The organism is Shewanella sp. SR44-4 (assembly GCF_014163715.1).
In the GTDB taxonomy this organism is placed as follows: domain Bacteria; phylum Pseudomonadota; class Gammaproteobacteria; order Enterobacterales; family Shewanellaceae; genus Shewanella.
Map to the genome: position 1 here is coordinate 1 of NZ_JACJDU010000047.1, position 13,978 is coordinate 13,978.

12 protein-coding genes are annotated in these 13,978 nt (G+C 41.9%); 4 read left to right on the forward strand and 8 right to left on the reverse strand.

Annotation, left to right across the window (positions count from 1 at the left end; all coding sequences use genetic code 11):
- The first annotated feature begins 341 nt into the window (after window positions 1-341).
- The gene (gene coaD, locus H5125_RS17740; protein ID WP_182744900.1) at window positions 342-848 is read left to right on the forward strand and encodes a pantetheine-phosphate adenylyltransferase; all 507 of its coding nucleotides are present in this window, start codon (window positions 342-344) and stop codon (window positions 846-848) included.
- Window positions 849-852: 4 nt separating this feature from the next.
- Window positions 853-2,361, forward strand: coding sequence for a capsule assembly Wzi family protein (locus H5125_RS17745; RefSeq protein ID WP_182744901.1), 1,509 nt, complete (start codon window positions 853-855; stop codon window positions 2,359-2,361).
- Between the two features lie 105 nt (window positions 2,362-2,466).
- Here the strand turns inward: H5125_RS17745 and mutM are convergent, their stop codons facing one another.
- From mutM to H5125_RS17785, 8 genes are all read right to left on the reverse strand, one after another.
- The gene (gene mutM, locus H5125_RS17750; RefSeq protein WP_101088594.1) at window positions 2,467-3,282 is read right to left on the reverse strand and encodes a bifunctional DNA-formamidopyrimidine glycosylase/DNA-(apurinic or apyrimidinic site) lyase; all 816 of its coding nucleotides are present in this window, start codon (window positions 3,280-3,282) and stop codon (window positions 2,467-2,469) included.
- A gap of 9 nt (window positions 3,283-3,291) precedes the next feature.
- On the reverse strand, window positions 3,292-3,750 hold the full coding sequence (locus H5125_RS17755; protein ID WP_182744902.1) for a hypothetical protein: 459 nt from the start codon (window positions 3,748-3,750) through the stop codon (window positions 3,292-3,294).
- Between the two features lie 106 nt (window positions 3,751-3,856).
- On the reverse strand, window positions 3,857-4,843 hold the full coding sequence (gene moaA, locus H5125_RS17760; protein ID WP_182744903.1) for a GTP 3',8-cyclase MoaA: 987 nt from the start codon (window positions 4,841-4,843) through the stop codon (window positions 3,857-3,859).
- A gap of 8 nt (window positions 4,844-4,851) precedes the next feature.
- The gene (locus H5125_RS17765) at window positions 4,852-6,669 is read right to left on the reverse strand and encodes a bifunctional molybdopterin-guanine dinucleotide biosynthesis adaptor protein MobB/molybdopterin molybdotransferase MoeA (protein ID WP_182744904.1); all 1,818 of its coding nucleotides are present in this window, start codon (window positions 6,667-6,669) and stop codon (window positions 4,852-4,854) included.
- 17 nt (window positions 6,670-6,686) lie between these two features.
- Entirely contained in the window at window positions 6,687-7,277 is a 591-nt protein-coding gene (gene mobA / locus H5125_RS17770) for a molybdenum cofactor guanylyltransferase MobA (RefSeq protein ID WP_182744905.1), read from the reverse strand.
- Window positions 7,261-8,010 carry an energy-coupling factor ABC transporter ATP-binding protein gene (locus tag H5125_RS17775; protein WP_182744906.1) on the reverse strand — a complete coding sequence of 250 codons (750 nt, stop codon included), beginning with the start codon at window positions 8,008-8,010 and terminating at the stop codon, window positions 7,261-7,263. Before H5125_RS17775 ends, mobA begins: the two co-directional genes overlap by 17 nt.
- A 1-nt stretch (window position 8,011) precedes the next feature.
- Window positions 8,012-8,719 (reverse strand): ABC transporter permease, encoded by a 708-nt coding sequence (locus tag H5125_RS17780; protein ID WP_182744907.1) that lies wholly within the window; start codon window positions 8,717-8,719, stop codon window positions 8,012-8,014.
- On the reverse strand, window positions 8,716-9,480 hold the full coding sequence (locus H5125_RS17785) for a substrate-binding domain-containing protein (RefSeq protein WP_409085854.1): 765 nt from the start codon (window positions 9,478-9,480) through the stop codon (window positions 8,716-8,718). Before H5125_RS17785 ends, H5125_RS17780 begins: the two co-directional genes overlap by 4 nt.
- Before the next feature lie 353 nt (window positions 9,481-9,833).
- Here H5125_RS17785 and H5125_RS17790 point away from each other — a divergent pair, with 353 nt between their 5' ends.
- Together H5125_RS17790 and H5125_RS17795 are read left to right on the forward strand one after the other, a co-directional pair.
- On the forward strand, window positions 9,834-11,222 hold the full coding sequence (locus tag H5125_RS17790) for a sigma-54 dependent transcriptional regulator (protein ID WP_101088587.1): 1,389 nt from the start codon (window positions 9,834-9,836) through the stop codon (window positions 11,220-11,222).
- A gap of 56 nt (window positions 11,223-11,278) precedes the next feature.
- The gene (locus tag H5125_RS17795; RefSeq protein ID WP_182744922.1) at window positions 11,279-13,369 is read left to right on the forward strand and encodes a HAMP domain-containing sensor histidine kinase; all 2,091 of its coding nucleotides are present in this window, start codon (window positions 11,279-11,281) and stop codon (window positions 13,367-13,369) included.
- The last annotated feature ends 609 nt before the right edge of the window (window positions 13,370-13,978 follow it).

A 13,978-nucleotide genomic window follows, 5' to 3' on the forward strand; every position in this document is an offset into this window, starting at 1 on the left:
CCAGCACCAGCACCAGCACCAGTACCAGTACCAGCAGTTTCTTCAGCCGCTTGAGCTGAACTAACCATTAATAAAGCAGTTGTTAACGCTATAGCTAATTTTTTCATATTCAAAGTATTCCCGTAAAATATCCAAACAAACCTATGATAGATTAGCATACAATCAATTCACTTCCATATTAAATTCGATATTATTGGTTAATAAATATTCAATGATGTTGAGATAGTAATTTATTGGATTTCAATTTTTTACAAAAAATGTTTAATTAATTGTTGATGACAAGTGTGTTGAGACATAATAAGCAGATAAAATCACTGAACACTAATCAAAATGGCATTATTATGCACAGAAGAGCTATTTATCCTGGTACGTTTGACCCAGTGACCAATGGTCATGCCGATTTAATTGAACGTGCAGCACGCTTATTCAAGCACGTGATTATCGGTATAGCGTCAAATCCTTCTAAGCAACCTCGCTTTTCTCTTGAAGAGCGTGTCGCTCAAGTCAATTTAGTTACTGCACATTTAGATAATGTTGAAGTTGTTGGCTTTACTGGTCTATTAGTTGATTTTGCTAAAGAGCAACATGCTAGTGTCTTGGTGCGTGGATTGCGAGCGGTATCTGATTTCGAATACGAGTTTCAGTTGGCAAATATGAATCGCCGTTTGAGCCCTGATCTTGAAAGTGTGTTTTTAACCCCAGCGGAAGAAAATTCATTTATTTCGTCAACGTTAGTCAAGGAGGTCGCATTACATGGGGGGGATGTAAGTCAATTCGTTCATCCACAGATCGCAGCTGCATTGAAACAGAAAGTGGCAAAAATTCAAGCCGAAAATAAAGGTAAGTAGTCGTATGATAAAGGGATTTAGTTTGATCAAGGTTGCCGTCACGCTTGGCTTAAGTACTATGATTATCACAGCGGATAGTGCTCAAGCCGCACCATGGGTCGATACCTCCGATATCTATTTGCGTGCAGATATTCAAGCGTTAGCTGATGCCGAAGTGATTAGTGCACCTATTAATACATTCCCATTAATGTGGTCTGGTATTGGGACTGATTTGGCTCAAACTGAACCTGCTTTGTTAACGCTTGATTTAGTTGATGCTTTTGCACGAGTTAATTTTTACTACCAAAATGCTGTTGGTAATCGTGGTAACACCAGTATAAAAGTGGCTGCCGCATCTGATGAGGCACGCTTTCAACATTTTGGCTCAGATTATCGTGAAAAGGGCCAGTTACAAGGCTCACATGAATACACTGGAGAGCGATTTTCTTATAAGATTTCTGCATCGGCAAATTATAACCCTGCGGACGACGAGGAAATCCGTTTAGATGATTCTTATATTGCGGTAGTGCTAGGCAATTGGATTGTCACAGCCGGCAGCGTCGGCCAATGGTGGGGACCTGGATTTGATTCCTCACTCCATAAATCAAATAATGCTCGCCCAATGCCATCTTTAATGGTCAGTCGTAATAATTCTCAAGCATTTGAAACGCCTTGGTTATCATGGTTTGGTGATTGGAATTTAACTGCTGGTGTTAGTATGACGGAGAAAGATCGGTATATTCCTAATGTGCTGCTGTGGAGTCTACGAGGGGCAATTAAGCCACTTAAGCAGTTAGAAATTGGCTTATCGTGGACCACACAGTTTTGCGGTGAAGGCCAAGAATGTAGCTTCAATACCGCAGTTAAATCCATTACTGGTCAGCGTGATTGTCGAGCTGATACAGGTCAAGGTGAAGGTTGTTCAAACTATGGTAACCAGATGGCGGGCTTTGATGTCCGTTATGCAGATACCTGGTTTGATGTACCTGTGGGCTTATATCTGGAACGAACCTGTGAGGATTCGACAGGCCAACCGTGGGAGATAACTGATTGTGCTAAAATGGTCGGTGTAGATACGCGTTTTAATCTTGCCAAACAACAATATAAGTTATTTTTCGAATACAGCGACACTCTGGTTTATTGCCTTAAAAATGAAGCTGATACTAGCTCTAACTGTTTTTATGAACATGACACCTACCTCAGTGGCTCACGTTATTATGGTCGTGCTTTTGGAAGCACCTACGACAGTGACGCTAATGTGTATGTTTTAGGGTTAATAGGCCAATTTGATAATAGTCATGGGTTTACTACGTTACTACGATATGCTCAGCTTAATAAAGACGGTGAAAACTTTGATAGTGTTTGGGCTCCACAGCCATTGAAAGAAGATATCATGATGCTGGAATTGTCATATCGTTTGCCTATGTTTAACGGCATGTTGACCTTAGGTGGCAGTGTGGCTAATTCAGAGTTCGAAGTACAAGATGATGATACTCAAGGCACTGTTTTTTCGACTTACGAATATAAGTTTTAAGCCTTATGGTTGATTAACCCGAGTTGAGGTTGATGATATGAGGGAGCCCAATGGCTCCCTTTTTTATGTGTAAATTGACATGCGATTTAGGCGTTATTTATCCGACTAACGCTGTTGGCATAAACCACAAAAAACCGTGGTACGTTGGCCCAGTTTTATCTCACTTAATAAATTGCCACAGGCTGTACAGGTTTTGCCGCCACGGCCATAAACATGCAGCTTTTGGGCAAAATAACCTGGCTTACCGTCTGCATTAGTAAAGTCTTTTAATGTTGTTCCGCCTTGTTCAATGGCGTGTGCCAAAATTTGTTTAACTTCACTGACAAGAATCGTTAGCCGTTCTAAATCAATACTTCCTGCTGCGGCTTCTGGGTGGATCCCGGCAGCAAATAAAGCTTCGTTGGCGTAAATATTACCGGCTCCAACCACGATGTGATTATCCATTAAGCACAGTTTAATCGCCTTTTTCTTGCCCGCAAGTGCTGCTTGTAATTGTAATGGCGTGAAATGAGGGCTTAGTGGTTCTGGGCCAAGCTTTGATAGCAGTGGATGGGCTTCTTCTGGTAATTCATACCATAACCAAGCACCAAAGCGACGTGGATCGTTAAATCGCAACATGCGCCCATTTTCGAGTACTAAATCAATATGGTCATGTTTTTCGATTGGGGTATTGCGCGGTAAAATACGTAAGCTGCCTGACATGCCTAAATGCACTATTGTCATTCCTGCATTGGTATCAATGAGTAAGTATTTCGCTCGTCTGCGGACATTGGTAATACGCTGACCAACAATGTTTTGCGCAATAGCCGGCACAGGCCAACGAAGCGAGGCATTGCGCACAATCAATTCACTTACCGTTTGCTCAATAAGATATGGACTGATCCCTAGACGGGTCACTTCAACTTCTGGTAATTCGGGCATAATGACTCATTATTTTGATTGAGGAGGTATGGCTAATATAGGTTGTAACCCAGCTCGTAAACTCGGCGGTACTAGATACCAATTTTGACTAGACGATTGTAACAAACCTTCATTAGGGAAATAGCGCCATAATTGTGTCGTTTGCATATTATCGATGGCAATAGACAGAGTTTGCTCTTTAAGGCTATGTTCAGGCTGATTTTTTAATGGTGATACACTAATATTTTGCCATGATAAAGCCCATTGCTGACAATTGAGCACCTGCGAATGACACTGCCACTGTCCGTCTTGTTGACTTAACCAAATACCATCAAGTTGTAATTGTTTCAAAGGCAGCTGCAGATCAAATAAAGGCACTGTATCATCCGGAACATTGACGGTTTTATCATTGATAAAAGACAACACCACAATCATAAACACACTGGCACCAATAATAATATAGTTCCAATTTTTGCGTGACAGGGCCATAAATCACCTTAATGTGGATTAAAACTATCTCAAACTGGTAATGTAACGCGCAAGTTTGAAGCGGTAAATCATGGCATAAGTGTACCACTGACGATAGCAAAAACAATTAGCCGCCAGTGGCATTCATAAAGCGAAGTATTTGTGGAGCAGCGTCGAGATTAAACTGGTGAGAGTGCGGCTTGTATTGCATTCCATCGGTAATGGCTTGTTTAAGGCGTTCAATATCGGCGGGGAATTGTCGCACAATTGATTTTAAATCAATGGCATTGTCATTACCTAAGCACAAGAGTAATTGCCCTTCAACAGTCACTCTTACGCGATTACATTGATGACAAAAGTCATTGCTGTGTGGCGATATAAATCCGATCCGAATCGTGCTGTCGGCCATCTTTACATATCGAGAGGGGCCACCTGTGCGTTTAGATGAAGCGATTAAGGGATAGCGCGTTTCTATAATGTTTCGGACTTCGTCACTTGAGCAATGACGGTGACGATGGCGATCATCCATGAGTCCAATTGGCATTTCTTCAATAAAAGCAATATCGAGTTGGCGTTGGCGACAGAACTCAACTAAATCTAATACTTCATGATCGTTTTGCCCGCGTAGAATGACCGTATTAATTTTGATGTTACGAAAGCCAGCCGCTATTGCGGCATCAATGCCAGCGATGACACGCTCCAGTTTACCGTTACGTGTTAGCTGCGTAAACACATCGGGGTTTAAGGTATCAAGGCTGATATTCAATCGGCTAAGACCATTATCAAACAGTGGCTGCGCCAACTTAGATAACCGAGACCCATTAGTGGTCATAGAGAGTTCTTCAAGACCAGGCAATTGCTTTAACAATTTGACCAGTTTGTCACAGTCGGATCGCACTAGTGGCTCGCCACCAGTGAGGCGTATTTTTTTTACCCCAAGCTCTGTAAAAGCTTGGGCTATCCACGATAATTCTTCCAAACTAAGAACATGTGATTTAGGTAAAAAAATCGGATCTTCACTCATGCAATATACACAGCGAAAATCGCAACGATCGGTTACCGATAAGCGTAAATAATCTACTTTTCGCTGAAAGCTGTCGATAAGTTGGCTCATATCAGCACTTACAGTAAATCAGCAAAGGGTTGAATAAACACAGACTCGCCAGCAGGTATGCTGGCAGTATCATCACCAATAACAATTAAACAATTAGCGCTGACCATTGAGCTGAGCATGCCAGACCCTTGCGCACCCGTGGTACTTACCTTGATTCTGCCATCTGACCCAATAGCATAAATACCGCGTAAAAATTCAGTACGCCCCGTTTTACTGCGTAATGCATGCTGTGCAATGGCAGGAATAAACTGAGGTTGCCAGTGAAGTTCGCCAGCTAATTTACGGATAGCAGGTTGCACAAACTGTAAAAATGCCACCATAACCGCCACAGGGTTTCCCGGTAAGCCAAAAAATAGGCTTTGGTCAATATTCCCTACCGCGAGAGGGCGACCTGGTCGCATATTAATTCGCCAAAATTGAGTGTTGCCCACATTGGCGAGTGCCGTTTTAATGTAATCGGCATTACCCACAGATACGCCGCCAGAGCTGATGACGATATCTGCTTGCTCTGCCGCACTGCGTAACGTCGCGGTGAGTATGTGTTCATTATCTTCAATAATGCCTAAATCGATAACCTGACAACCGAGCTTTTTAGCCATCGATAATACGGTATAGCGATTTGAGTCATAGATGCAGTTTGGTTTGAGTGTTTGTCCTGGTTGGCTGACTTCATCGCCAGTTGAAAATACCGCGACGGTAGGGCGTTTAAATAAAGGTAGTCGATCAAATCCAAGTGATGCTAGTAGGCCCAGTTCAGCAGCACCTAAGCGTTTTCCTGCCGCTAAAGCGACGTCACCGCTAGCAATATCTTCACCTGCTAGACGTACATGCTGACCTTTAACGATGTGCTCATGCTCAAGAAGGGTTAACAGGTTATCTTGTTCGTTTGCTAGCTCTCGTGGCTGAATGGTGTCAGCGCCTTTTGGCACTGTTGCTCCGGTCATAATGCGCACGGCTTCGCCGTCTTGCAGCATATTGGAGTAATGATGTCCTGCTAATACTTCTGCCACGATTTTAAGAGGTTTATTAGATAAGTTACTAAACGCAAAGGCATAACCGTCCATTGCTGAGTTAGTTTGTTGAGGTACGTTTATTTCAGAAATAATATCATGTGCCAGTACGCGATTATCAATATCGAAAAGACTGACTAATTCAGTGTCCACAATAGGGGTAACTTGACTTAATACCGCCGCAACGCCTTGGGATACACTAATGCCATGTGGACTGTTTTCCGTATCGTCCATTTGAGCTGCTTTGCTCGCATCAATCGGCAAGCGGACCTCTTCTGCCTGCCAATTTTGTTGATAGTGTTGTACAAAATCAGCAATTTGCGCCACGTTGTTTAAATCTAAGCGCGTTAATGAATCAGGTACTGTGGTTTCATCACAACAGGCAATCGCAACGATATTGTCATCATGTATATGAATCAAAGGTTTATTATGTGCTGCACGGTGTAATTCAATTTTAGGTAATGCCAGTTTTTTAAAGCCTTCTACCAGTACGATATCGACTTTTTCTGCTTCAATTTGACGCAGTAAATGTTGTAATTGTGGGTCGTCATCAACAGGATCTTCAGTCATTAATGCCCAGCGCACATGAGACGCTACCAATACTTGCCTTGCCCCAGCTTTGCGCATTTCGAAACTGTCTTTACCCGGAACATCAACATCAAAATTATGATGTGCGTGCTTAATAACGGCTAAACGTAAACCGCGTTCAATTAAGGCCGGAATAAGCTGTTTAAGTAGAGTGGTTTTACCTGTGCCACTGTATGCACAAAATCCCAAAACGGGAATGGACAATGGATTAGAAAATAATGCTGTCATGAAGTACCTCTACTGAATTACTTGGCAATTTGCGTTGCTAACTGCTGTTTTTGTTCTGGTGTATTGATGTTAACGAATGCATTGGGTTGGTCAGCAAAACTTTCTACTGCCACTTTATGTTGGCGATACCAAAAATCAATTTTGCGCTCTCCCGCATCTAAAAAAGCCTGCATCGATGCTGCCAGATGTGGTTTTAGCAATAACACTACGGGTTGTTCATATTCACCATCACTAGCAACAGCAAGGTCGGCTTGTTGTTGCTCTAAAGCCGCTAATAACCTTGCTGTTAAGTCGGTTGGCAGCATAGGACAGTCACAAGGGACCACAAGTAAATAATCAGCTTGAGTCTGTTTTAAGGCGGTCACCATTCCAGCTAAAGGGCCTAAATAGCCACTGTCTTGATCGCTGAAAACGGTGTAACCCCATTGCTCATATTGAGTTTGGTTCCGATTAGCGTTAATCAGGATCTGATCCACTTGAGTCGACAGCTTATTAATTGTATGACAAATCATCGCTTGGCCATTGAGATCCACTAAGCCTTTGTCATTGCCGCCCATTCGTCTTGCCATGCCGCCAGCTAAAATCACCGCATCAATTTGTGGTGCCATAATGTAATTCCGTTGTGTGGGTATCATGTAAATCATCTGTTTGGGGTACATGAATACTGGTATGAATTGTGCGTTGCTTTATATGCCAATGTTGTTGACACAACGCGGTCAGGCCACAGGTTTGATGACTGCTAATTAGCAGTCCTGTGCCGTCTTGTTTGAGTTGATTAATCATCGCGAGCACTAAGCGCTGTGAGTGTTTATCCATATTCGAAATCGGTTCATCAAGCATTAACAGTTTAGGTTGTGCTATCCAAGCTCTGGCAATGGCAAGACGTTGTCTCTCGCCCCCCGATAGATCGCTAGCATTATGATTCAGTAAATCGGTGAGTTGAGCCATATGAATGGCCTGTTGGATCCGTTTTTTACGTTGTTCAGGCGCTAAAGCCCGCTGATCCAAGGCGTAGGTTAAGTTGTACTTTACTGTGTCTTCAAAAAGATAAGGATGTTGATGTAAATAAACCGCTTTACCTAAAAGAGATGACGGTCGCCACCACGTTTGAGGCGCAAAACCCTGGCTGGTGATCTGGCCTTGGTTTGGTTTAATCAATCCAGCGAGGAGTTTCATTAAGGTCGATTTACCCGAGCCATTGTCACCTTGCAGGTAAATGACATCACCTTGGCTAAAATGTAAATCAGTTGCGCTAAAGAGTCTCTGCTGATTAAAGGTTACCAGTAGGTTAGTTGCATGAATACTGGCCAAAGAGGTGTCTGAGTCATGTGATAATGTCATTTTAATGACTCCTCGGGACGGCTTTGCCTCGCAATGAACCTAAGATGAAGTTTAATACTACCGCTAATATCAATAAGACTAATCCTAGCGCGATAGCTTGTGCAAAATCGCCTTTGCTCGTTTCAAGTGCTATTGCGGTGGGAATATTACGGGTAACATTCATAATATTACCCCCTACCATCATCGAGCAACCTACTTCAGTTAAAATGCGACTAAACGCTGCAATAATGGCGAGTAGTAAGGGGCCCCGCAGTTCACGACATAAGGTCCAAACCGCGCGTAGCCATGAAGCTCCTAATGTACGAGATGTTTCCCACGCTCTACGATCTACACTGGCAAAAGCGGCTTGCGACAATGCGATTAATACTGGAGCACAAATTAACATCTGTCCTAAAATCATTCCTTTTTGGGTGAATAGCCACTTTAAATCGCCTAAGACACCATTGCGAGTTAACAATAAATACACTAATAAACCAATCACGACAGTGGGAATGGATTGCAATGTTTGCACTAAATTAGTGACGATCCAGCGGCCTCTGAAATGACTAAACGCGAGGATAAAACCTAACATCATCGACGGAATAATGGTGATCAACAGCGCGGCAAAAGACACCGAAAATGAGATGTTAATAATTGCCCACACATGTGGGTCAAAAGATAGCAGCAAGCTAAATGCTTGCTGCAATAGGGCTAACCAGCCGTCACTCATTTTTTATAAGTTGCCTTAAACAATTGCTCTCCTTGCACTTTATAATTATTGATCATAGTTTGCGTTGCAGGGCTGATAAACCAATCGCTTAATGCTCTTGCCCCTTTATGATTCAAGTCTGGGTATTTTGTAGGGTTGATCAAAATAATTTGGTAAGGGTTAGCTAATTCCGCGCCACCTTCAAAACTAATATTAAGGTCTAGCTTAGCTTTATAAGCAATAAACGTACCGCGATCCGCTAATGTATAAGCCTGAAACTCATTGGCCATTAATAAGGTTTTACCCATGCCCTGGCCAACGGAGGTATAGCCGTTAAATTCAGGTTTAACGCCCGCATCTTTCCAAATGGTTAACTCTTTCATATTAGTACCAGAGTTATCACCACGAGAAATAAATTTACTTGGCTTATGAGCTATTTTGCTAAATGCTTCAGTGGCATCTTTGCTCGACTTGAGCCCAGCAGGATCATTTTTAGGCCCTAATACAATGAAATCATTCTCCATAATACCGCGAGGCTCAATACCATAACCGTCAGCAACAAACTGTGCTTCGGCTTCTGGAGCATGAGTCATAACAACATCAACATCTCCCTGACTTGCCAGCTTCAATGCTTTACCTGTACCCGTAGCAATCACTTGTACACTATAGCCTGATTCCGCTTCAAATTTTGGCAACAGCGCCCCAAGTAATCCTGAGTTTTCAGTACTGGTTGTGGTCGCTAACTTGATCACTTCATTTGCGAGTGCAGTTTGGCTGAACATTGCTCCACTGAGTACCGATGCCGCCAACAGAATACTAACGCTTGCTTTGAGTTTTAACATTGCCGCTCCTTGATATATTAATAATCATGATGTTCATACTGAAAACTTGTACAAAACATTAAGCCGTTTTGCTTAATTACTAATGCAATAAGCAAGTTAGATGCCAAGCAGTGTTAATGCAAATACAGTTCACGCATAAAATCGAAACTGTGAACTTGCTCCCAAGCTTTAATCATTTATCTTAGACAAATTGTCCCACGATCACTTTTCTGTGGTTCATAGTGACCAAGTGTTGTGATTTCGATGATACAGTAGTGAAAAGCGCGTCAAAATGTCCAAATAAGAGTCCATTTATGAGTCCAAATGAACATATTTCCCCAGTAAGCAAGACCACTATGTCGGTTCTTATCGTTGATGATGAGCCTGGCATGCGTAGTTTTTTGATGAAAGCCTTGGCAAAGAAGTTTGCCTTGGTAGAAACCGCCTCCACAATTGCCCAAGCAGAAGAATTACGCAGTCACGGCCATTTCGATTTATTGATTGTTGATATTCGATTGCCCGATCGTTCAGGTATCGAGTGGCATGAAGCGCTAGATGATCCAGATCGTCAATCAGATATCATTTTTATGACCGGTTATGCTGATATGGATGTGGCAATCAAAGCATTACGTGCTGGCGCCTCTGATTTCATTATGAAACCGTTTCACTTAGAACAAATGATTACCGCCGTTGACCGCTGTATCGAGAAACGATTGCTAAAGCGTGAAAATTTTATGCTAAGGCGAGAACTATCGCACGGACAGTCATCCACCATTATCGGCAACAGTGAAGCTATCCGTGATGTGAAAGAGGTCATTGAACGCATCGCACCGACTAACGCAGTTGTACTAATTGAGGGCGAATCAGGCACAGGCAAAGAGCTGGTGGCCAGACAATTACATCAACAGAGTGGCCGAAGTGGTGCATTTGTCCCAGTAAACTGTGGTGCCATCGCCCCTGAATTGTTAGCCAGTGAACTATTTGGCCATACAGCGGGCGCATTTACCGGGGCTAAAGGTAATCGTGAAGGGTTATTTAGTTATGCCTCTGGTGGCACGATATTTTTGGACGAAATTGGCGAAATGCCGATGAACATGCAAACCGCTTTACTCAGAGTGCTTGAGCAACGAGCTATTCGTCCTGTAGGAAGTGAAAAAGAAATCGATATTAATGTGCGCGTTGTCGCGGCCACTAATCGTTTATTAATTGATGAAGTTGAAGCGGGTCGTTTCAGACGTGATTTATTTTATCGTCTGAATGTATTAAACATTGTTATTCCATCTTTGCGCTCTCGGCCAGAAGATGTTGTTGAGTTGACTCATTATTTTACCTTGCAGTTGTCACAAGAGCTGGGTATTAAAGATGTTATTTGGAGCCACGAAGACCTACAAGTACTGCAACAGCATGATTGGCCCGGTAACATTCGTGAACTGCGAAATATGATTGAACGTTGCATCTTATTAGGCAAACCGCCTGCGGAATATTGGAAAAAACCAGTGTCAGTTATGGTGAATGATGCGATGGGCTACCCGCTAAATTGGCCATTAAAAGAAGTTGAAAAACAACATGTGACCAAAGTGGTCGATAGCCATAGTGGTAATAAATCTGCTGCAGCGCGAGATTTAGGAGTGTCACGAAAAACATTAGATAGAAAATTTAAAGATTGGCTAACCCATGAAAAACAAGGCCTTGAGGAAGAATAATAGTGGTGCATTCTACTGGTATTTTTACACGAGTTTTCGGTATTAGTTGGCTGCAAATGCAAGCCAAAGTGCGTTATCGGATTTTGTTTTTGACATCATTACCCATCTTATTAACCTTAATTAGCTTAGTATTTATTACCATTTACTGGAATGTGATATACACAGGTAAGCAATTGTTTATGAAGGTAAAGGCTGACTTAATTGTCGCTAATAGTACCTTGGTGCAAGTGCAGGAACGCCAACAAGACAAGCTCGACTCGATAAGTGAATCATGGGATTTTCAACATGCATTTAGGCTAATAAAACACAGTGAGCAACAACCTAATCCAAGTGCGATAAGTGCATTAAATATTCTATTGGCACAACAGAAAAAAGAGTTAGGGTTAGACTTTTTACGTTTAATTAGTGTTGCCGATGCCGCTGGAGACCCTGATTTACGTTTGATGTTACATCAAACCAAACAGAAGGTTTTTTCGGGTTTAATGGTATTGCCAGCCAAACGTCTCGAAAGAATTAACTCAGGTTTAGCAAAACAAGCTCAAATTACATTGATCCCGACATTACATGCTAAAAACCCTAAACAAACTATAGAAACCCGAGGTTTATTAAGTCGAACGCTACTGCCAATAGCCGATCAGTCGGGAAATGTATTTTGGTATTTAGATGGTGGGATGTTGTTTAACCACAATACCGACATAGTCGATAATATTCGTGACTTAGTATACGGCAAAGGCACTTTGCCTGAACGTTCAATCGGTACCGTAACCCTTTTTTTGGATAATATTCGCATTAGCACCAACGTGCCTATGGAGTTGTTTCCAAAAGACAGCAATAAATCCAATAGAGCCTTGGGGACCTTAGTGTCTGATGAGGTTTATCAGCAAGTACTCATTGAAGGCGAAACGTGGATAAATCGTGCCTTTGTACTTAATGATTGGTATATCTCGGGTTATCTACCTTTACTCGATGTTCGTGGCAAAAGGGTTGGGATGGTGTATGCCGGTTTTTCTGAGTCGCCTTTTTTACATAATTATTTACTCAATATTATCGAGCTCGGCACTATTTTAGTTTTCGTGCTATTGATTTCAGGTTTTTTAGTTTATCGCGCTGCTAATAGTTTGCTTCAACCTATTGAATATATTCACCAAGTTGTTACCGCAGTACAGTCTGGTCGAAATGTCAGAATTGGTAAATTAGACATCAACGGTGATAACGAGTTGGCGCATTTGGCCGAGCAATTTGACCGAATGTTAGATCAGTTGCAGCGACGTAATACTCAAATTCAAGCGGCAGCAGAGCAGTTGGAAATAAAAGTAGAACAACGTACCCGCAGCTTGCAAGATAAAACAGAAGAGCTCGAACGCAATGTTGCGTTGTTGCATGCCACCAGACAGCAATTAGTGACTAACGAAAAACTCACCGCACTGGGCGAACTGATTGCCGGTATTGCCCACGAAATTAATAATCCTACTGCTGTTATCTTGGGGAACATGGAGCTATTAAAATATGAGCTGGGTGACAATGCAGCGATTGTCGAAGAAGAAATTGAATTGGTTATTCAACAAGTCGGTAGGATAACGACTATCATTCGTAGCCTGCTGCAATATAGCCGTCCTGGTGAATTTAATGCGCCGATAACATTACAACCTGTGACGCCAATTGTTGAAGAGATGCTGTTATTAGCGCGTCACTCTATTGAGCAACAAGAAGTGAAATTGATCAAGGAGTTTACGGCTACAGGTTCAGTAGAAGTCAATCGACCTCAGCTATTACAAGTGCTGATTAACTTAATGGTTAATGCTGCCCATGCGATTGAGAATAAAGGTCGAATTTGGCTACGAACCTACGACTGGCTAGAAGACGGAATCGCTATTGGGGTAAAAATTGAAGTTGAAGATGAAGGGATGGGGATTTCGAAACAAGATTTGAGTCGTATCTTTGATCCATTTTATACCACCCGTAAAGATGGTACTGGTTTAGGGTTATCTCTGAGTTATGGGATTATTAAACGACTTGGCGGTACGATCGAAGTGAATTCGACGGTAGGCACTGGCACGATATTTACCATTGGGCTTTACCATAAAGCCAAAGATGATCAGCAGCTTGGGCCTTATGAAGGCCTACATTTTGGTGACAGTACACAGTAAAATACTTTACTAAATAGGCAAGAAATAGACAAAAAACAGGCAAAAAAAAGCCGGGTGATTAACCCGGCCACAAAGAGTGTGTGAGCAATGTCGTGCTTGCGAACTCTGCAGACTAATTAAAGGTGATGAAGTCTCTATTTAGTAAACCGAGCTTTGGAACGCAAGGTAATAATAATCATTCTCATTTGTATTTGCAAGTGTTTATCGTCATAAATTTCATTTTATATATAACTTCTTAAAGTTATTAGATTAGTTATTGATTAATAAAGAAAATATCTTTCTCTATTAGCCTTTTGCCATTCTATTTAGATGTGTTTATTAAATGAAACTATTTTTATGTGGATTTAAGCGTTGTTTAGCGTAATGGCAAATGGGTTTGTACTGTCTGAATATACTATTAGCCTTACTAGAGCTACTGCGCAGAGATATAGAGTGAAGTTCTGTGTAAATCCGCTTTAATCTACACTATTTAGTTATATAGCCTCAGGTGAGAATTAAAACGGAATGTCGTCATCCCAGCTGTCGAAAACATTATAAACGCCGCATCAATGTCGCTTACTGTCGGCATAATTAATTAAGCCGACAGTCGCTTTTATTGATTAACTGCTT